22 protein-coding genes are annotated in these 18830 nt (G+C 64.3%); 12 read left to right on the forward strand and 10 right to left on the reverse strand.

Translation table 11 applies throughout. The features are described from left to right. Window positions 1-280: 280 nt before the first annotated feature. Window positions 281-1531: an aspartate aminotransferase family protein gene (locus NLX68_RS19645; protein ID WP_254285445.1), complete on the forward strand. Its 1251-nt coding sequence runs from the start codon at window positions 281-283 to the stop codon at window positions 1529-1531. Here NLX68_RS19645 and NLX68_RS19650 read toward each other — a convergent pair. After that, entirely contained in the window at window positions 1528-2163 is a 636-nt protein-coding gene (locus NLX68_RS19650; protein ID WP_254285446.1) for a metalloregulator ArsR/SmtB family transcription factor, read from the reverse strand. The two genes, NLX68_RS19645 and NLX68_RS19650, sit on opposite strands and share 4 nt — an antisense overlap. A 75-nt stretch (window positions 2164-2238) precedes the next feature. Between NLX68_RS19650 and NLX68_RS19655 the strand changes: the two genes are divergently transcribed. Continuing rightward, window positions 2239-2727: a DUF2938 domain-containing protein gene (locus tag NLX68_RS19655; protein ID WP_254285447.1), complete on the forward strand. Its 489-nt coding sequence runs from the start codon at window positions 2239-2241 to the stop codon at window positions 2725-2727. 9 nt (window positions 2728-2736) lie between these two features. Here NLX68_RS19655 and NLX68_RS19660 read toward each other — a convergent pair whose 3' ends face one another. After that, complete coding sequence (locus tag NLX68_RS19660) at window positions 2737-3027, reverse strand: hypothetical protein (protein ID WP_010223794.1); 291 nt, start codon at window positions 3025-3027, stop codon at window positions 2737-2739. 173 nt (window positions 3028-3200) lie between these two features. Between NLX68_RS19660 and NLX68_RS19665 the strand changes: the two genes are divergently transcribed. Then, window positions 3201-3632 carry a hypothetical protein gene (locus tag NLX68_RS19665; protein WP_254285448.1) on the forward strand — a complete coding sequence of 144 codons (432 nt, stop codon included), beginning with the start codon at window positions 3201-3203 and terminating at the stop codon, window positions 3630-3632. Between the two features lie 122 nt (window positions 3633-3754). Here the strand turns inward: NLX68_RS19665 and NLX68_RS19670 are convergent, their stop codons facing one another. Beyond that, window positions 3755-4699, reverse strand: a complete 945-nt coding sequence (locus tag NLX68_RS19670; RefSeq protein WP_254285449.1) for a LysR family transcriptional regulator — start codon at window positions 4697-4699, stop codon at window positions 3755-3757. Between the two features lie 83 nt (window positions 4700-4782). Between NLX68_RS19670 and NLX68_RS19675 the strand changes: the two genes are divergently transcribed. Together NLX68_RS19675 and aroQ are read left to right on the forward strand one after the other, a co-directional pair. Next, entirely contained in the window at window positions 4783-5835 is a 1053-nt protein-coding gene (locus tag NLX68_RS19675; protein WP_254285450.1) for a Gfo/Idh/MocA family protein, read from the forward strand. A gap of 59 nt (window positions 5836-5894) precedes the next feature. Further along, window positions 5895-6365: a type II 3-dehydroquinate dehydratase gene (gene aroQ, locus NLX68_RS19680; protein WP_254285451.1), complete on the forward strand. Its 471-nt coding sequence runs from the start codon at window positions 5895-5897 to the stop codon at window positions 6363-6365. Here the strand turns inward: aroQ and dsdC are convergent. Together dsdC and NLX68_RS19690 are read right to left on the reverse strand one after the other, a co-directional pair. Continuing rightward, the gene (dsdC, locus tag NLX68_RS19685) at window positions 6358-7290 is read right to left on the reverse strand and encodes a DNA-binding transcriptional regulator DsdC (protein ID WP_254285452.1); all 933 of its coding nucleotides are present in this window, start codon (window positions 7288-7290) and stop codon (window positions 6358-6360) included. The genes aroQ and dsdC overlap by 8 nt on opposite strands. 2 nt (window positions 7291-7292) lie before the next feature. Next, window positions 7293-8645 (reverse strand): D-serine ammonia-lyase, encoded by a 1353-nt coding sequence (locus NLX68_RS19690; protein ID WP_254285453.1) that lies wholly within the window; start codon window positions 8643-8645, stop codon window positions 7293-7295. Between the two features lie 179 nt (window positions 8646-8824). Here NLX68_RS19690 and fusA point away from each other — a divergent pair, with 179 nt between their 5' ends. Further along, on the forward strand, window positions 8825-10930 hold the full coding sequence (gene fusA, locus NLX68_RS19695; RefSeq protein ID WP_254285454.1) for an elongation factor G: 2106 nt from the start codon (window positions 8825-8827) through the stop codon (window positions 10928-10930). 205 nt (window positions 10931-11135) lie between these two features. Continuing rightward, the gene (locus NLX68_RS19700; RefSeq protein ID WP_254285455.1) at window positions 11136-11900 is read left to right on the forward strand and encodes a PIG-L deacetylase family protein; all 765 of its coding nucleotides are present in this window, start codon (window positions 11136-11138) and stop codon (window positions 11898-11900) included. 68 nt (window positions 11901-11968) lie between these two features. Here NLX68_RS19700 and NLX68_RS19705 read toward each other — a convergent pair whose 3' ends face one another. Beyond that, on the reverse strand, window positions 11969-12892 hold the full coding sequence (locus NLX68_RS19705; RefSeq protein WP_254285456.1) for a LysR family transcriptional regulator: 924 nt from the start codon (window positions 12890-12892) through the stop codon (window positions 11969-11971). Between the two features lie 113 nt (window positions 12893-13005). Between NLX68_RS19705 and NLX68_RS19710 the strand changes: the two genes are divergently transcribed. The 5 genes from NLX68_RS19710 to NLX68_RS19730 all read left to right on the forward strand — a co-directional run bounded on the left by NLX68_RS19710 (window position 13006) and on the right by NLX68_RS19730 (window position 15945). Further along, entirely contained in the window at window positions 13006-14202 is a 1197-nt protein-coding gene (locus NLX68_RS19710) for an MFS transporter (protein ID WP_254285457.1), read from the forward strand. A 9-nt stretch (window positions 14203-14211) separates the two neighbouring features. Beyond that, a complete protein-coding gene (locus NLX68_RS19715; protein WP_254285458.1) occupies window positions 14212-14610 on the forward strand; it encodes a DUF4440 domain-containing protein in 399 nt (132 codons plus the stop codon). After that, window positions 14607-14864 (forward strand): DUF4142 domain-containing protein, encoded by a 258-nt coding sequence (locus NLX68_RS19720; protein WP_254285459.1) that lies wholly within the window; start codon window positions 14607-14609, stop codon window positions 14862-14864. The genes NLX68_RS19715 and NLX68_RS19720 overlap by 4 nt, the downstream gene beginning before the upstream one ends. Before the next feature lie 14 nt (window positions 14865-14878). Then, window positions 14879-15166: a hypothetical protein gene (locus NLX68_RS19725; RefSeq protein ID WP_254285460.1), complete on the forward strand. Its 288-nt coding sequence runs from the start codon at window positions 14879-14881 to the stop codon at window positions 15164-15166. A gap of 164 nt (window positions 15167-15330) precedes the next feature. After that, window positions 15331-15945: a Yip1 family protein gene (locus NLX68_RS19730; RefSeq protein ID WP_254285461.1), complete on the forward strand. Its 615-nt coding sequence runs from the start codon at window positions 15331-15333 to the stop codon at window positions 15943-15945. A 21-nt stretch (window positions 15946-15966) separates the two neighbouring features. On the opposite strand, the gene NLX68_RS19735 is transcribed toward NLX68_RS19730, so the two are convergent. The 4 genes from NLX68_RS19735 to NLX68_RS19750 all read right to left on the reverse strand — a co-directional run bounded on the left by NLX68_RS19735 (window position 15967) and on the right by NLX68_RS19750 (window position 18811). Further along, entirely contained in the window at window positions 15967-16239 is a 273-nt protein-coding gene (locus tag NLX68_RS19735; protein WP_254285462.1) for a DUF1652 domain-containing protein, read from the reverse strand. Window positions 16240-16389: 150 nt separating this feature from the next. After that, entirely contained in the window at window positions 16390-17304 is a 915-nt protein-coding gene (locus NLX68_RS19740; protein WP_254285463.1) for a DNA-3-methyladenine glycosylase, read from the reverse strand. Window positions 17305-17446: 142 nt separating this feature from the next. Then, window positions 17447-18073: an isochorismate family cysteine hydrolase YcaC gene (gene ycaC, locus NLX68_RS19745; protein WP_254285464.1), complete on the reverse strand. Its 627-nt coding sequence runs from the start codon at window positions 18071-18073 to the stop codon at window positions 17447-17449. Between the two features lie 51 nt (window positions 18074-18124). Beyond that, window positions 18125-18811, reverse strand: a complete 687-nt coding sequence (locus tag NLX68_RS19750; RefSeq protein ID WP_254285465.1) for a hydrolase — start codon at window positions 18809-18811, stop codon at window positions 18125-18127. Between the last annotated feature and the right edge of the window lie 19 nt (window positions 18812-18830).

The following is an 18830-nucleotide window of genomic DNA, read 5'->3' on the forward strand; positions in this document are numbered from 1 at the left end:
ACATGATTCCGCAACGGAATGACCTCATCTCTTTTTCGCCAGGTTGACCCCGCCCATGTGCAAACGCCTGTCGCCCTCCACCACCGCTCTGCTCCGCGCATTCACCTGGATACCCGCCGAAGAGCCCAAAGTGCGTGCTTTGTCGGGTGGATTGCCGAAAGGATAAGCCAGGGCGATAAAGTTCACGACCTGCAGGAATGATTGCAATCCATTATTTCGCTTGCACAGTATTAGCGGGCCTCGCTTAGATAATAAGAAACTCCAGTGAGGCCGCGGGCAAATGAGTCACGAAACGATCAGCCAGTCTATTTCCGTCGTTCACCCTATTACACTGTCACACGGTAAAAACGCGGAAGTCTGGGACACCGACGGGAAACGCTATATTGATTTTGTTGGCGGTATCGGCGTACTGAACCTGGGCCATTGTCACCCGCGGATTGTCGCTGCCATCCAGCAGCAGGCCACACGCCTGACGCACTACGCCTTCAACGCTGCTGCGCATGAACCCTACCTCGAATTGATGAATCGCCTGGCGACGTTTGTGCCGGTGTCCTACCCGCTTAGCGGCATGCTCACCAACAGCGGTGCGGAAGCGGCGGAAAACGCCCTGAAGATCGCCCGCGGTGCCACCGGCAAGACGGCAATCATCGCCTTCGATGGCGGCTTTCATGGCCGCACCCTGGCGACCCTCAACCTCAACGGCAAAGTTGCGCCCTACAAGCAACGCGTCGGCGTACTGCCGGGGCCGGTGTATCACCTGCCCTACCCCAGCCAGGACACCGGCGTCAGCAGCGAGCAGGTGCTCAAGGCCATGGAGCGCTTATTCAGTGTCGAGATCGACGTCAATGAGGTGGCCGCCTTCATCTTCGAACCGGTCCAGGGTGAAGCCGGCTTTCTGGCCATGGAACCCGAGTTTGCCCGCGCCTTGCGCAGCTTCTGCGACCAGCACGGCATCCTGATCATCATCGATGAAATCCAGTCGGGTTTTGGCCGCACCGGCCAGCGCTTCGCCTTCCCGCGCCTGGGCATCGAGCCGGACTTGTTGTTGCTGGCCAAGAGCATCGCCGGCGGCATGCCGCTGGGCGCCGTGGTCGGCCGCAAGGCGCTGCTCGACAACCTGCCCAAAGGCGGCCTTGGCGGCACCTACTCCGGCAACCCGATGGCCTGCGCCGCCGCCCTGGCGACCCTGGATGAAATGAGCGACGCCAACCTTTCGACCTGGGGCGAACGCCAGGAGGCCGCACTGCTAAGCCGCTTCGAGCGCTGGCAGGCCAGCAAGCTCTCGCCTTATCTGGGCCGCCTGACCGGCACCGGGGCGATGCGCGGCATCGAACTGGTCAACGCCGACGGCACACCGGCCACCGCGCAGTTGGCGCAATTGCTGGCAGCGGCCAGGAGCGCCGGGCTGCTGTTGATGCCCAGCGGCAAGGCGCGGCACATCATCCGCTTGCTGGCGCCGCTGACCATCGAGGCTGAAGTGTTCGAAGAAGGCCTGGACATCCTTGAGCGCTGCCTGGCCGAACTGGGTTAATCCTGCAGCGGCCCAGGCCACTGCTCGATGCCCTGAAGAAAGTGACGCGCCCTCAAGCCCCCGGCTTTGAGGGCCGTCACCGCATCGCGGGAAAGTACGCACCAAGGCCCGCGGCAATAGGCCACCACTTCCTGGCTGGCCGGCAGCTCGCCCAGGCGCTGCTGCAGTTCAGCGAACGGAATATTGATCGCCCCTGGCAAATGCCCCTGGGCAAACTCCTCGGCCGGGCGCACATCGAGCAGGGTCACGCTGTGATCCTGCAAACGCTCCAGCAGCTCTTCCCTGCTGATCGCTTCCAGGTGCTCGGGCGCACTCACGCTATCGCTCATCAGCTCGCGAATCGCCGCGCGATTGAACGCGGCCAGTTGAGCGAGTGCCCCCAACACATCAGCAATTGGCCCGACGCCAAGCCGGTAGAGCACACGCTTGCCGTCGCGGCGGGTCTGCACGAAGCCTGCGCGGCGCAAGTGCTGCAAATGCTGGGACGCGTTGGCCACCGACAGCTCGCACTGCTGGGCCAGTTGCTCGACGGCAAGCTCGCCGCTGGCGATCTGTTCGAGCAGGTTGAGGCGATGGGCGTGGCCAAGGGTCCGCGCCAGTTCGGCGATGTGCTGGTGCTGCTGGGTTTTCATATCGGTCATTGACAGGAAGGTAGCATTGGCCAATCATTCAATCAATCTATTGAATGTTTTTAAATGGAGTACGCCATGCCTGAAGGAATCGTTCTTGCTGTATTGATCGGCGTAACCGCCACGGCCCTGGCCGACCTCTGGTCACTGTTCCAGCAGCGCGTGCTGGGCATGGCCGGACCGAACTGGGGTTTGGTCGGACGTTGGATCGGGCATATGCCGCGCGGGCAGTTCGTCCATCAAAGCATCGCCAAGGCGCCTGCGTTGGCCAATGAACGGCTGATTGGCTGGAGTGCGCATTACACCATCGGGGTGATTTTCGCCGGGTTGCTGCTGGCAATCTGCGGTGTGGCATGGGCACAACAGCCGCAGTTTGTGCCTGCGTTCGTGCTCGGCCTGGTGACCGTGGCGGCGCCTTACCTGATCATGCAGCCCGGCATGGGCGCGGGCGTCTTCGCCTCGAAAACCCCCAAGCCGAATGCGGCGCGGGCGCGCAGCCTGCTGGTTCATGGGGTGTTCGGCGTGGCCTTGTACCTGGCCGGGTTGCTCTGGGCCACGGTGCTGTAGCCCTGCTGATTACAGGCCCAGTTCTTCCGGGGTGAGCATGTCGCTTTCGAAGGCGATCCAGCCGCCTTCCAGCTCGGCATGGCCGTTAACGATCGGGCCGTAGTAGCTCAGACCGTTTTCCAGGGTCACGCAGATATGCGTCGGCTTGTCGGGAGCGGCCAGGGTATTGATGAAGTGAACCTTTTTCAGCGTCTCGCTGACGGCCTCCAGGCCGATCTTGATCCCGGGGTTTTCCACGGCCTCGACATCTTCATGCAGGTCGTCGCTGACGGTCACGGTGGCGGTGTATTTGTACAACATGGTCGAACTCCAACGACAGGGAAAACCGCGTCAGCTGACGCGTGCGGGCGCATAGGGTAAAGGAGCTGCACGGAAAAAGCCCGCGCCCTTCGACGAGGCGACGCACGAAGGTACCCTCGGCCCGCCCCGGCTGGTATTGTGCCCCCCGGTAAAAACCTGTCAGAGGAATGACATTGAGTGCTGAACAGAACCTGACCTCGGACATGTTCGAGGTCGACAAGCGCCTGGGGCTCAAGCCCGTGGTGGATTTCAACAACTACCTGGTCAAAGCCTTCGGCGACGGCCCGTGCACCTGCATCCGCTGCCGCACCAGCGGCGGTGACGAGAGCGGTTACGAATACCAGCACACCTTCGTTCTCGACGGCCAGACCCTCAACCGGCGCTTTGCCAACACCGCGGGCAGCGATGTGCTCAATGCACTGAAGAAGGCCTGGCTCTCGTACACCAAGGCCGATCTGCCAGCGCTGGGTGCGCTGGACCTGACGGCGGTCAAGGGCTTCGTCGAGCCGCAGTTGCACAAGCGCTTGCTGCCGTTGTTCCTGGCCAGCGGGCTGGTGCGTGACGTCGATGGGCAATGGATGCTGCAGGTGCAGGCCGGCGATTGAGTACCCGGGGCTGCTCTTCGCAGCCCATCGCCGGCAAGTCCGGCTCCCACAGTTCTGTGGTCTGTACAGCACCTGTGGGAGCTGGCTTGCCAGCGATTAGGCCTGTCCTGCCAAATGCGCCCTCACCCACCCACCGCCAACGCAAACGGCCCCTGCGCCAGCTGCTCACGCAAAAATGCCACGCAACTGCGCACCTTCGCCGAACTGTCCGAACGCGCCGCCGTCACCGCCCAGACATCCGCCGGCTGGTGATAGGCCGGCAACACCCGAACCAATGACCCCTCCTGCAAACTGCCCGCCACGTCCCAGTACGAGGCCATGATGATGCCGTGCCCGTCCATGGCCCACTGGCGGACAATATCGCTGTGGTTGGCCGCCATGGGCCCGGTGACCTTGACCGTTTCCGGCCCGCCCGGGCCGATCAGCCGCCACACCCCGAAGCGATCGTCGCGGCTGCGAAACAACAGGCAATCATGCTGGGCCAGTTCCGCCGGTACCCGCACCTGGCCGCGGCGCGCCAGGTACGCCGGCGAGGCCGCGAGCACCCGCTTGTTCTCGGCGATGCGATGGGCGATCAGGTGTTTTTCCTGCACCTCACCGACGCGGATGTCGATATCGAAATTCTCGCCAATCAGGTCCACCCGCCGGTCGAGCAGCTCCAGCCAGATATCCAGGGTCGGATAACGCTTGCGCAGCAGCGACAGGATCGGCGCGATGTGCTCGCGGCCCAGGCGCAGGCTGGTACTGATGCGCAAGGTGCCGCGCGGTTCGCTGTGGGCCCCGGACAACGCCTCGAGCATCGACTCGACATTCTCGAGGATCTTCTGCGCCCAGATGAACGCCGCTTCGCCATCGCTGGTGATATTCACCCGCCGTGTGGTGCGGTTGAACAGCTTGACCCCCAGCAGCGTCTCCAGGGTGGCGATGCGCTTGCTGACATGGGCCGGCGACAGGCCGATCTCGGTGGCGGCGGCGATGAAGCTGGAGCGCCGCGCCACTTCGCAGAACAACTGCAGGTCGCGCAGCAGCGGGTCATTATTCGCTAATAGCGCATTCTGATTCTTCATCTGGCCCGATTATCTCCTGGGAGTTTTTTATTAGCCTCTCACAAAACTGTTGTCGCGGTCCGCATAACAATAACGAGAGCGCCATGCACACGATCCGCATTGCCGTCGCCGGTGCCGGCCTGATTGGCCGCCGGCATATCGAACTGATCCAGGCCAGCGCCGAGTGTGAACTGGCCGCCCTGGTCGACCCGGCCCCGGCCGCCGCCGAACTCGCGGCCAGCCACGGCGTTGCCCTCTACCCCTGCCTTGAGCAGCTGTTCGCCGAGCAGCGCCCGGACGCGGTGATCCTGGCCACGCCCAATCACCTGCATGTCGAAGGCGCCCTGGCCTGCGTTGAACACGGCATTGGCGTACTGATCGAAAAACCGCTGGCGCACACGCTGGAAGCAGGCAAGCGCCTGCTGGCCATCGCCGAGCGAACCGGTGCGCGGCTGCTGGTCGGCCATCATCGTGCCCACAGCACGATCCTGGCCAAGGCCCGCGAGGTGATCGCCGAAGGCCTGCTGGGCGACCTGGTAGCGGTGATGGGCAGCGCGCTGTTCTACAAACCCGACGACTATTTCGACGCTGCGCCCTGGCGCCGCCAGATCGGCGGCGGGCCGGTGCTGATCAACATGATCCACGAGATCGGCAACCTGCGTTCGCTGTGCGGCGAGATTGTTGCCGTGCAGGCCCAGGCCTCCAGCGCCACCCGCGGCTTTGCCGTGGAAGACAGCGTGGCCATCAGCCTGCGTTTTGCCAGTGGCGCCCTGGGCACCTTCATGCTGTCCGACACCGCCGCCTGCGCCCGCAGCTGGGAGCAGACCACGGGCGAGAACCTCGACTACCCCAGCTACGCCGACGAAGACTGCTATGTGATCAGCGGCACCCGGGGCTCACTGTCGATCCCGAGCATGCGCCTGAAATACTACGAGCAGCCCGCCGACCGCTCGTGGTGGAAGCCCTTCACCAGCGCCGTGGTGCCCTTGCACAGCGCCGACCCGCTGGCCCGCCAGCTGGCGCACTTCTGCCAGGTGATTCGCGGCCACGAGCCGCCGCTGGTAAGCGTGCGCGACGGTCTGCGCAATGTGCAGATTGTCGAGGCCATCAGCAGCGCCGCGCGTAGCGGCCAGATCGTCGCCACCGACAGCCTCTGAGCCCTTTTTACCCACCTACGACGCCCTGCGCGCCAACACCCAGACTGGAAACCTGCACCATGAAAACCCTGCTCGTGCTCAATGGCCCCAACCTGAACATGCTCGGCCTGCGCCAACCGCAGGTTTACGGCCGGGAGACCCTGGCCGATGTCGAAAGCCTCTGCCAGCAGGCGGCCAGCCGGCTGGAACTGAAGCTGGAATTCCAGCAGACCAACCACGAAGGGCAGATGATCGACTGGATTCACCAGGCCCGTGGCCGGGTCGCCGGGATCGTCATCAACCCCGGTGCCTGGACCCACACTTCGGTGGCGATTCATGACGCCTTGATTGCCGCCGAGGTACCAGTGATCGAAGTGCATATCTCCAACGTCCACCGCCGTGAAGCCTTCCGCCACCACTCCTATGTGTCGCTGGTGGCCAAGGCGGTGCTGGCCGGCTTCGGCACCCACGGCTACGTGCTGGCCATCGAACATTTTGCCCGCGAGCTCACACCATTGGCACGCCTGTGCACGACGGCCGAGGTCAGCTGAGCGCACACTCACGCAACCACTCAATCATCACCCGCACGCGCTGCGCCAGCGGCTCGCGCGGCGGATGCACCAGGTAATAACCCTGCCCCGCCGCCTGACTGAAGCCGCCCAGGGGCAGGATCAACGCGCCCTGGTCAAGCAACGGTTGCACCAGGCGCTGGCGCCCCATGGCCACGCCGGCATGGTGGCGGGCAGCGGCGCTGCACAGGTCGGAGCGATCGAAGGTCAGGTGGCTGGCGGGCAGGTGCTGTTGCAGGTTCTGTTCGCGGGCCCAGCGTTGCCACTCAGCGTCAAAAGCCGCGTGCTCCCAGGCCAGCGCGTCGTGCAGCAAGGTGCACTGGGCCAGGCGCTCGGGGTGGCCAATCAAGCCGTGGCGTTCGGCGTACTGCGGGCTGCACACCGGGGCGACCCGCTCGTCCATCAGCAATCGGCTGACCAGCCCCGGAAATTCGCCGTGGCCGTACAGCAAGGCCAGGTCTACTGGCCGGGTACGAAAATCCACCGGGTCGTTGCCCGTGCGAATGTCCAGGCTCAGTTGCGGATAACGCTGCTGAAAATCCGCCAGGCGCGGCACCAGCCAGTGCTGGGCCACCGAAGGCCGCACATACAGGCTCAGGGCCCCGCTGACCTGCGCCGTCAACGGCTGCAGGGCTTCCTGCAGTTGCGCCTCGAAGCCTTGCAGCACCTGATAGAGCCGCTCACCTTCAGCGGTCAGGCGAATGCGCCGGGTCAGCCGTTCGAACAGGCGCAGCGCCAGCGCCTGTTCCAGGCGGGCGATACGATGGCTGACGGCGCTGGCGGTCAGGCACAGCTCCTGCGCCGCCTGGCTGAAGCTCAGGTGCCGGGCGACCGCAAGGAAGGTATGCAGGTTGGCGAACTGGGCGCCGTTCAAGCGCATGCCAAGGCGATCGGGCAGGTTGAGCATGCTCAGCGCCCGGCCAGCACGGCACGGCCCTTGGCCAGGTAGCGGTCCATTTCGTCGCGCGGCACCATACTGCCGCCGGTGCCCCAGACCAGGTGGGTGGCACGGGCCATGCGCTCATCACTCAAGCCCAGGCGCTGACGGTAGCCTTGTTGCTCTTGCACCACGCTGAACATCCCCGACACCCCGGCCAGCGCCGAGGGCTCAAGCTCGATGCCCTCACAGGCGTGCATTTGCGCAAGCTGGCGGTACAGGGTGTCGTCGCTGACGGTGTAGTAGCCGTCGATCAGGCGCTGCAGCGAGCGGCCGACAAAGCCCGAGGGGCGGCCAACCGCCAGGCCGTCGGCGGCCGTCTGGTTGTCGATGCCAAAGTCGTACACCGAGACGCTGTCGTGCAAGCCGGTGTACACACCGAGGAACATGCACGGTGAATGGCTCGGCTCGGCGAACAGGCAATGCACCGCATCGCCAAAGATATGCTTGAGGCCGAAGGCCACGCCACCTGGGCCACCGCCGACGCCACAGGGCAGGTAGACGAACAGCGGATGCTCGGCGTCGACCTGGATGCCCTGCTCTGCCAACTGGCGCTGCAGGCGCTCGGCGGCCACGGCGTAACCGAGAAACAGGTTCAGCGAGTTTTCATCATCGACGAAATGGCAACGCGGATCGGCCTCGGCCTCCTGGCGCCCCTGCTCCACCGCCACGCTGTAGTCGGCGCTGTACTCACGCACCTCGACGCCGCAGGCGCGCAGGCGGTCTTTTTTCCACTGACGGGCGTCGGCGGACATATGCACCGTCGCCTTGAAGCCCAGGCGCGCACTGATGATGCCGATCGACAGGCCGAGGTTGCCGGTGGAGCCGACCGCCACGCTGTACTGGCCGAAGAACGCCCGGGCCTCATCGCTGTCAAGTGTGGCGTAACTGTCGCCCGGGCGCAGCAAACCGCCTGCCAGGGCCAGGTCTTCGGCATGCTTGAGCACTTCATAGATGCCGCCGCGGGCCTTGATCGAACCGGAAATCGGCAACAGGTTGTCGGCCTTGAGCCACAGCTCACCGGCTGGCGCAAGGTGCTGTTCGGCACAAAGCACCGCCTGCAGGGCGCGTAGCGGCAACAAGGGCGATTCGATGATACCGGCGCTGGGCACGGTCTCGGGGAACGCCGAGGCAATGTACGGGGCGAAGCGCTCGAGCCTGGCGCTGGCTTCACGGATATCCGCAGCCGTCAGCGCCACGTCCCCCAGGGCCTCGGCGCTCGGTGCCAGGGCCGGGTTGAACCAGCTGGTGGGGCGCAACGCCACCAGTTCGGCGATCAACGGATGACTCTGGCACCAGGCATTAACGGATTGTTCCAGCGGCATTGGGCGACTCCATCGGCAAGCGGATAGAAGGATTAAGCGTCAGCGCCGCAGGCTTTACAACCGATGGTTACTCAGGCCATGGATGAACCTGCTTCAGCCATGGGCCGCCGTGCAAGCCGCCGCACTTCTGCTACCTTGGGAATACCCTCTTCATCCGCATCACACACAGGTGACCCCTCATGGCGCGCACCACTCCCATCGAGCTGTACCGCAACATCGGCATCGTTGCCCATGTTGACGCCGGCAAGACCACCACCACCGAACGCATCCTGTTCTACACCGGGGTCAACCACAAGATGGGCGAGGTGCACGACGGCGCCGCGACCATGGACTGGATGGCCCAGGAGCAGGAACGCGGCATCACCATCACCTCGGCGGCGACCACGGCGTTCTGGCAGGGTTCGACCAAGCAATTTCCCGACAAGTACCGCTTCAACATCATCGACACCCCCGGCCACGTCGACTTCACCATCGAGGTGGAGCGTTCGCTGCGCGTGCTCGACGGCGCGGTGGTGGTGTTCAGCGGCGCCGATGGTGTCGAGCCGCAATCGGAAACGGTCTGGCGCCAGGCCAACAAGTACCATGTGCCGCGCCTGGCCTACGTCAACAAAATGGACCGCCAGGGCGCCGACTTCCTGCGCGTGGTCAAGCAGATCGACCAGCGCCTGGGCCATCATCCGGTGCCGATCCAGCTGTCGATCGGCGCCGAGGAGCACTTCGCCGGGCAGATCGACCTGGTGAAGATGAAGGCCATCTACTGGAACGAGGACGACCAGGGCACCAGCTACCGCGAAGAAGAGATTCCCGCCGACATGCTGGCGCTTGCCAGCGAGTGGCGCGCACACATGATCGAGGCTGCCGCCGAGGCCAATGACGAGTTCATGGAGCTGTACCTCAACGGCCAGGAGCTGAGCAACGAACAGATCAAGGCCGGCCTGCGCCAGCGTACCCTGGCCAACCAGATCGTGCCGGCGATCTGCGGCTCGTCGTTCAAGAACAAAGGCGTGCCGCTGATGCTCGACGCGGTGATTGACTACTTGCCGGCGCCCTCGGAAATCCCGGCGATCAACGGCACCGACCCGGACGACGAAGACAAGCACCTGGAGCGCCACGCCGACGACAACGAACCGTTCTCGGCGCTGGCCTTCAAGATCGCCACCGACCCGTTCGTCGGTACCCTGACGTTTGCCCGGGTCTACTCCGGCGTGCTCAGCTCAGGCAATGCCGTGCTCAACTCGGTCAAGGGCAAGAAGGAACGGATCGGCCGTATGGTGCAGATGCACGCCAACCAGCGCGCCGAGATCAAGGACGTGTGCGCTGGCGACATCGCCGCGCTGATCGGCATGAAGGACGTCACCACCGGCGACACCCTGTGCGACATCAACAAGCCGATCATCCTCGAACGCATGGACTTCCCGGACCCTGTGATCTCGGTGGCGGTCGAGCCGAAAACCAAGGCCGACCAGGAGAAAATGGGCATCGCCCTGAGTAAGCTGGCCCAGGAAGACCCGTCGTTTCGGGTGCGCACCGATGAAGAGACGGCGCAAACCATCATCTCCGGCATGGGCGAGTTGCACCTGGACATCATCGTCGACCGCATGAAGCGCGAGTTCGGCGTCGAGGCCAATATCGGCAAGCCGCAAGTCGCCTACCGCGAGAAGATCCGCAACACCTGCGAGATCGAAGGCAAGTTCGTCCGTCAGTCTGGCGGACGCGGCCAGTACGGTCACTGCTGGATCCGCTTCGCCCCGGGCGAGGAAGGCAAAGAGGGCCTGGAGTTCGTCAACGAAGTGGTCGGCGGCGTGGTGCCGCGCGAGTACATCCCGGCGATCCAGAAAGGCATCGAAGAGCAGATGCAGAACGGCGTACTGGCCGGTTATCCGCTGATTGGCCTGAAGGCCACGGTGTTCGATGGCTCGTACCACGATGTCGACTCCAACGAAATGGCTTTCAAGGTCGCAGCATCAATGGCCACCAAGCAACTGGCGCAAAAAGGCGGCGCGGTGCTGCTGGAGCCGGTGATGAAAGTCGAGGTGGTGACCCCCGAGGAGTACCAGGGCGACATCATGGGCGACCTGAGCCGCCGTCGCGGGATGATCCAGGAAGGCGACGAAACGCCGGCGGGCAAGGTGGTACGTGCCGAAGTGCCATTGGGCGAGATGTTCGGCTATTCCACGCAGATGCGCTCCATGACCCAGGGCCGGGCCAGCTACACCATGGAGTTCACCAAGTACGCTGAAGCGCCGGCGAGCATCAGTGAGGCGATTATCAAGAAACAAGGCTGATACGGCGACCGCTTCGCGGTCGATCGCCGGCAAGGCCGGCTCCCACAGGATAGCGGTGCACTCGAAACCTGTGGGAGCCGGCCTTGCCGGCGATGGGCCACATGCACTCCAGTACTGCATCCTGAAAAGCTGGGCCACCCCCAAGGGCCCGTCGCTGGCCCCGGGGCCGACAATTGAGTACACCCCTCGAGGGAGGCTGGCGGCTATGACCCTGCAGCGACCGCAAAACCCGATCCAGGCACCGGGCACGCCCTTGGCGCACTGGCAATCTTCCACGACCCTGCAAGCGGTGCCGGCCATCACCCACGATCAATTGGTGCCGCGTGGCAGCCGTCTGGTGGTGGTCGCCCCGCACCCGGATGACGAAGTGCTCGGTTGCGGCGGCGTGCTGGCCGGCATGCGTGGCCGCGAGCAGGATCTGCTGCTGATCTCGGTCAGCGACGGCGAAGCCAGCCATCCTGATTCGCGCCACTGGACCAGCGAACGCCTGCGCCAGCAACGCCCGCGGGAAAGCGCCGACGCCCTGCGCCGCCTGGGCCTGGACCTGACCCGGCTGAACTGGCTGCGCCTGGGCCTGGCTGACGGCGCCGTGGCCAATCATGAACGCTGGCTGGCCGAACGCCTGGTGCAACTGCTGCGCGCCAGCGACCGGGTACTGACCACTTGGCGCCTGGACGGCCACTGCGACCATGAAGCGGTCGGCCGCGCCTGTGCCCGCGCTTGCGAAACCGTCGGTGCGCGCTTGATCGAAGTGCCGATCTGGGCCTGGCACTGGGCCCGCCCCAGCGACCCGCGCCTGCCCTGGCAGCGCGCCCACAAGCTGTTCCTCGACCGCGCGGTGCTGGCCCTCAAGCAGCAGGCCGTCGCCGCCCACACCAGCCAGCTGCAGGCCGACGAGCAGACCCCGCCGGTCCTCGACCGCGAGGCCCTGGCACGCCTGCTGCAACCGTTCGAACTGGTGTTCACATGAGCGTATCGGCACGCTGTTTCGAGTAACGCATCAAACAAAGCGGCCTGCCCGGCGACTGGGGGACTGTCTCAACAACCTCGGCGACCCGGCTCGGGCATCGCCAGCCAGGCCTTGATGAAATCGATCCAGGCGCGAACCTTGCGCGGTACATGGCGGCTGGACGGATACAGGGCATACACGCTCTGCGCCGCGAAGCGGTACCCGGGCAGGCCGTCGAGCAACTGCCCGCTGGCCAGGTCATCGGCCACCAGCCAGTCAGGCAACAAGGCCACGCCCGCGCCCTGCAGGGCAAAGGCGCGCAGGATCGAGGCATTGTCGGCCACCAGCAACGGCGTGCCCTGCGGCGCGAACACTGCGCGGCGCCCCTTGTCGCCCAGCAGTTCCCAGCGATTGCTCTGCTCGAAACGGCTGTGCACCAGTTGCGCGACGTTAGCCAGATGCTCGGGGGCGTTGATCAGCTGAGCCCCATGAACCGCCAACAAGCTCGGCGCCAGCACCAGGCGCACGTTGTAGGTCGCCAGGCACACACCCCGATAATTGGAGTCCTGCGCCTGGCCCAGGCGAATGGCGACATCGAAGCGCTCGCGCACCAGGTCAACCTGCGCCGTATGGGTTTCCAGGCGCACGCTCAGCCCCGGGTGCAGCCGGCAGAACGCCTGCAGTGCCGGGGCGAGGACTTTCAGCCCGTACTCGACCGTGGAGGTAATCCGCAAGCTGCCCTGCAAGCCACTGTGTTCGGCGCGCGCCTCGTCGATGGCGATGCGCGCGTCTTCAACCACCTGCAGGCAGCGCTGGTAAAAGCGCTCACCGGCGTCAGTCAGGGCGATCCGGCGGGTGGTACGGGTCAGCAGGGTGACCCCCAGTTCAGCTTCCAACTGCTTGATGCTGAAGCTGACCGCAGCGCGGGTTTGCTGCAAGCGCTCGGCGGCCCCCGTGAAGGAGCCGGCCTGGACCACGGCGCAAAACAGTTCGAATCGGTCGAGGCTGACCATGCAATGCCTTCGCCATTGTCAAAATAATTAGACCAATCTGCCGGGCTTTTGCGTCTTATTCAAGCACCTGCAAGCCTCTAGACTGCGTTTTTCTCCGGCCCATCGAACTGCTCATGCCTTATCGTGCGAAAGTCACCCTGGTCTACCTGCTGGGTTTCACCCTTGACCTGCTCAACATGTTCGCCCTCAACGCCGCCTACCCGGCGCTGGGCCAGGAACTGCACGCCTCGGTGGCGCAACTGAGCTGGACCAGCAACCTGTATATGCTCGGCCTGACCCTGGTGATCCCGCTGGGCACCTGGTTGGCCGCGCGCCTGGGCGAGCGCCAGACGCTGCTGCTATCGCTGACGCTGTTCGGCCTGGGGTCGGCCCTTGCGGGCAGCGCCGGTTCGATCGAGAGCCTGCTCGCCTGGCGCCTGCTGCAAGGCCTCGGTGGCGGTCTGCTGATTCCGGTGGGCCAGGCCATGGCCTATCGCTTATATGCACCCGAGCAGCGCCACCACCTGACCTCGCTGGTGATGATGGTGGCCCTGCTGGTCCCGGCCGTGTCGCCGGCACTGGGTGGCGTGGTGGTCGATCAGGGTTCGTGGCGCTGGATCTTCTTGGCCATGCTGCCGCTGACCTTGATTGCAGGCGTACTGGTGCTGGCCTGGCTGCCTGCGAACCTGCCCTTGCCTGCCCCACAGCCAATGCTCGACCTGCGCCTGCTCGGCCAGCCGCTGCTGCGCACGGCAATGCTGATTTACCTGTGCGTGCCGGGCGTGTTCATCGGCGCCAACCTGGTGGCGGCGTTGTACCTGCAACAGCGCCTTGGGTTGAACGCCACAGCCACCGGCGCGCTGATGCTGCCCTGGGCGCTGGGCGCCTTGGGCGCCATTGCCGTTGTCCGCTGGCGCTTCAACCTGACCGGGCCCAAGCGCCTGCTGAGCGCCGGGATGTTGGTCCAGTGCGCGGCACTGTTGTGGCTGGCCTCGCCGTGGGTCGCTGCGCATCCGGCCTGGCTGGCGCTGATTTTCGCCCTGCTGGGCCTTGGCAGCAGCCTGTGCAGCAGCAGTGCGCAAAGCCTGGCGTTCCTGGCCATCGCGCCGGAGCAGATGGGCCAGGCCAGCGCCTTGTGGAACCTCAACCGGCAACTGAGCTTTTGCCTTGGTGTCGCCGTGCTCGGCGCCACGCTCAATCAACTGCTGCCGGCGCCGCACGCATTCGCGCACAGCTTCATCCTCGCTGCACTGCTGACCCTGCTGCCGCTGCCGATGGTATTCAAACTGCCCGGGGCTCGCGCCCTGGAGCTTTACACCAGCCCTACCTGAGCCCTGCCCATGAACCCAAACAACCCCGCATTCAAGGAAGTCATCGATGCCCACGTCGCCATCGAGCAATGGCTGTCGGGCAACGCCCCGGCTGACCAGTTCGACGCGCTGATGGCGCGTTTCAGCCGGCAATTCTCAATGATCACCCTGCCCGGCCAGGTGATCGATTACCAAGGCCTGCACGGTGTGTTTCAGCACGCCTATGGCAAGCGTGCGGGCCTGGAAATCGGCATCGATGAGCTGCAGTTGATCGCCAAAGGCCCGAACCTGTCGGTGGTCAGCTATCGCGAGTGGCAGGCCGACGCGGCAGGCAACCGCTCAGTACGGCGCTCGACCGTGGTCTTCGAACACAACACCGATGGCGCTCTGCGCTGGCGCCATCTGCATGAAACGCCAGTAGCGGCTTGATCAGGCTGTGTTGCACGGCGTCTGGCCCCAGCCATCAGCTGGCCCTGGAAAAAACCCAATCGATCCAGGAAAAGGCATTTGCCCAGCAGATGATCAAGGATCACACTAAAGCTGATCGGCACCTGCTCGATCTTGCCAGGCAACCTGGCTTCAGCGTCCCGGATGACGCCGCCCTCGCTAGCAAGGCGCGCAAGATGATGTTGCAGGTGCAGGACATGGCCAAGCAACTGCAGAACGCGCACTGCAAGAACTGAAGGAGGCTCCTGGTATGAGAAAGGTCAGCCCAGCCTGCCCGACCTGTGTGCAGATCGACTTCGTCCAGGACACGCTGTTCGGCCCCGTCGCCCACAGCGCCGAATGTGAAGTACAACTGGCACCGCTTAACATCAATGGCCTGCCTGGATTGCGCATGCAGGTACAGGCGCCCGTACCCGACAAGCTTGAGCGTTCGCACAGCGTCGCGTTTGTCTGGGAAGGCCGCACCTATCGCGGGATTGTCCAGTATCACCGGCGCTGCGAAGACGGCGGCTTGCAGTTGCAGCTGGAACTGCAATAACACGGCAAGGCCGGCTACCACAGGCCTGTGGCAGCTGGCTGGCCAGCGATGAAGGCCGTTCAGCCAAGCGCTATCTCGAGCAAAAAAATGAACCCCCAACGCAGGCCAGGTCTCCATAGAACAGGGAGAGGTGTTTTCTACTCTGCTCACCCTCGGAGGTCACCATGAGTACCCATCTGGTTCAACTCTTCACCCACCCCGACGACGCCTGGATGGAAATTCGCCGGGAAGAAGAACTGCACCCGCGTCACTACCTGCCGCACCTGCTGCTGATGGCGCTGATTCCCGCCCTGTGCCTGTTCATTGGCACCACCAGCATTGGCTGGAGCCTGGCCGGCACCGAGCGGGTACGCCTGAGTGTGACCAGCGCCGCCGAGCTGGGCGTGCTGCTGTATGCCAGCAGCGTGCTCGGGCTGATGATCATGGGCGGGTTCATTCGCTGGATGTCACGCACCTTCGATGCACGTCCTACGCTCAACCAGTGCATCGGTTTTGCCGCCTACACCGCTACACCATACTTCGTCGCCGGTGTCGCCGGGCTCTACCCCGGACGCTGGCTGGCGCTGATCGTGCTGGCCGTGGCATCGGCCTATGCGACCTTTCTGCTCTACATTGGCCTGCCGACCTTCCTGCGCCTGCGCAAGGAAGACGGTCTGCTGTATTCGACCAGTGTCTGGACGGTGGGGTTGCTGGTGCTGGTGACCATCCTGGTGTCGATGATCCTGTTCTGGTTCAGCGTGCTCAGCCCTGAATACCTGCGCCCGGCCAGCCTTGGCTGAGCGGGCAACAGGGCAGAGTCTTCAGACCATCGCTTGGGGCGTGAGGGGAATATGACTACGCCCCAGGCGCTGTTCTTCACGCACCTGGGCAACCAGGGCGGCCAGCTCATGGCAGGTGGTAAGGCTGTGCACATGGATACCGGTGACGGTCAGGCACTCGCCGAGGGTATCGCCCTGCCCCAGTTGAAGGGTCAGATGCTCACCATCGATGCAGGACGCGACGCACCGGTCAGGCAGAAATGCCTGTTCGATCAAATGGCACAGCTCAAGCGTAGAAACACCAATCAGTGACATGATTCGATCCTCGTGTCGCAAGGCCCGACTTTGAGTTAGTACCCGGCCAGCCCTCGATGCCAATTGTAATTGCTGATGCCACGCCTTCACCCCATACACGGCGGCAATGATCGATCGCAGGAGCCGCTCGGCTGTCGTTCAAAGGTTGGGTCAGCTCAGCGACGCCCACAAGTGCTGGGCGGCATAGGCACGCCATGGGCGCCAGGCCTGAGCGCGCTGTGCCAGTTGCGCCTCGGGGCCTTCCAGCAGGCGCAAGGCCTTGATCAGGGCTACATCCCCCAGCGGCAAGGCATCGGCCGCGCCCATCTGGCGCAGGGCCAGGTAGTGGGCGCTCCACGGGCCGATACCGCGCAAACGGCACAGGCGCTGGACCCAGGCCTCCAGGTCACGGTCCGGGCCGAACAACTGCGGGTCCTCCCGCAGAGCCCGGGCCAGGGTCGACAAGGTCGCGGCCCGGGAGCGCGGCATACCCAGGCCACTTAAGTCGACGTCAACAATGGCCTCGGCCCTGGGGAACACATGGGTCAAGCCGGGCAACTGCGGCACATGCGCGGGGAGTCGCTGGCCGTAGCCCGCCACCATCCGCCCGGCCAGGGTGATGGCCCCGGCCACGCTGATCTGCTGGCCCAGCACGGTACGCATGGCTTGCTCGAACGCGTCCCAGCCGCGCGGCACACGCAGCCCCGGACGCAGGTTGATCAGTTGCGCCATCAACGGGTCGCGACTGAGCTGCGCCTGGATCTTGTGCGGTTCGGCATCCAGGTCAAACACCCGTCGGACCCTGGCCAGCACACCTGGCAGCGCTCGCGCAGAGGCGCCGAACACGGTGACTTTCAGCCGCTGCCCACGCGCCTGAGACACCTGGACGATGCCCTGGCCCTGGACAAGATCAAAACTGCGCGCATACACCCCCGCCACGACCGTCTCGACTCCGGTGATCGCCCGCGCGGCAAGAAACCCCAGCAGCGACGGCCAGTGCAACGGTGGCTGATAGGGCAGCCAGAAGCTGATGACGCTGCCCGGCCGCACGGTGCGACGATGGCCAGCCAAGGTGGGAGATTTCATGCGCCGATCATCACCTGCGCAAACCTCACGACGCCAGAGGTTTCGCAGAATTTCGGCGCCCCAAAGGTCTGCCCTTCAGGGGGATGTCGATACGACGACGGCCGGGCTACGCTAGCGCCCGGCCGCCGATCAGTGCACGGCGTTACTTGCCGTTGGTGAGGGTGTTGTAGCTGGTCATCAGGTTACGGTAGTCGGGGATGTGGTTGGAGAACAAGGTACCCAGGCCTTCGATGTCGTTGCGCCAGTCGCGGTGCAGCTCACAGGCCAGGCCGAACCAGGTCATCAACTGCGCGCCGGCTTGCGACATACGGTTCCAGGCCGAGTCGCGGGTCAGCTCGTTGAACGTACCGGAAGCATCGGTGACCACGAACACGTCAAAACCTTCTTCCAGGGCCGACAGCGCCGGGAAGGCCACACACACTTCAGTCACCACCCCGGCAATGATCAGTTGCTTCTTGCCGGTGGCCTTGACCGCCTTGACGAAGTCTTCGTTGTCCCAGGCGTTGATCTGCCCGGGGCGGGCGATGTACGGCGCCTCGGGGAACTGCGCCTTGAGCTCGGGCACCAGCGGGCCATTGGGGCCGGTTTCAAAGCTGGTGGTGAGGATGATCGGCAGCTTGAAGTACTTGGCCAGGTCGCCAACGGCCAGCACGTTGTTCTTGAAGCGATCCGGGTCGATGTCTCGAACCAGCGACAGCAGGCCGGTCTGGTGGTCGACCAGCAGGACGGCAGCGTTGTTCTTGTCCAGACGGACGTAGGGCTTGGTCATGGTCTTACTCCTTGCGTTGAGACGCCGGTGCCGGGCACCGGACATGAGGGATCAGCGTTGGGAATCGAGCAGTTCGTTGTCGCGGGCCACCTGTTGCGCCTTGAGGTAGCTTTCGATCAGCAATTGGTAATGCGGGAACACAGAACTGTAGGCTTCGGCCCACTGCTGGGCGTCTTCGCGGTTCCAGGTGCGCTGGACTTCCGAGCACACCGCGGCGGTGTCCATCGGCACCACACCGGCCTGCATGATGCGCGCCAGGGTGATTTCCTGGGCCATCTTCGAATAGGTGCCGCTGGCATCGATCACCGCAAATACTTTATAGCCGGCATTGACCGCACTGATGCTCGGAAAGGCCATGCACACGCTGGTGATGGTGCCGGCGATGATCAGGGTCTTGCGTCCGGTCTTCTCTACGGCGGCAACGAATTCAGGATTGTCCCAGGCGTTGATTTCACCTTTGCGTGCCACGTACTGGGCGTGCGGCGCGGCTTCGTGGATTTGCGGGATCAACGGGCCGTTGGGGCCCTGCGGCACGGAAGCGGTGGTGATGACCGGGATCTTGGCGAGCGATGCGATCTTGGCCAGGGTGATGGCATTGGCCCGCAGCTCGGTCATGGGCATGTCCTTGACCGTCTGGAACAGGCCGCTCTGATGGTCGATCAGCAGCATCGCAGCGTCATCGGGGTCAATGCGCGGGACCTGGCCGTTGAAGTTGGCAACGTTGGCAAATGTACTCATGGCATATTCTCCTTCGGGT

Origin of the sequence: Pseudomonas sp. SBB6, assembly GCF_024213215.1 — a bacterium.
Classification (GTDB): Bacteria; Pseudomonadota; Gammaproteobacteria; order Pseudomonadales; family Pseudomonadaceae; genus Aquipseudomonas; species Aquipseudomonas donghuensis.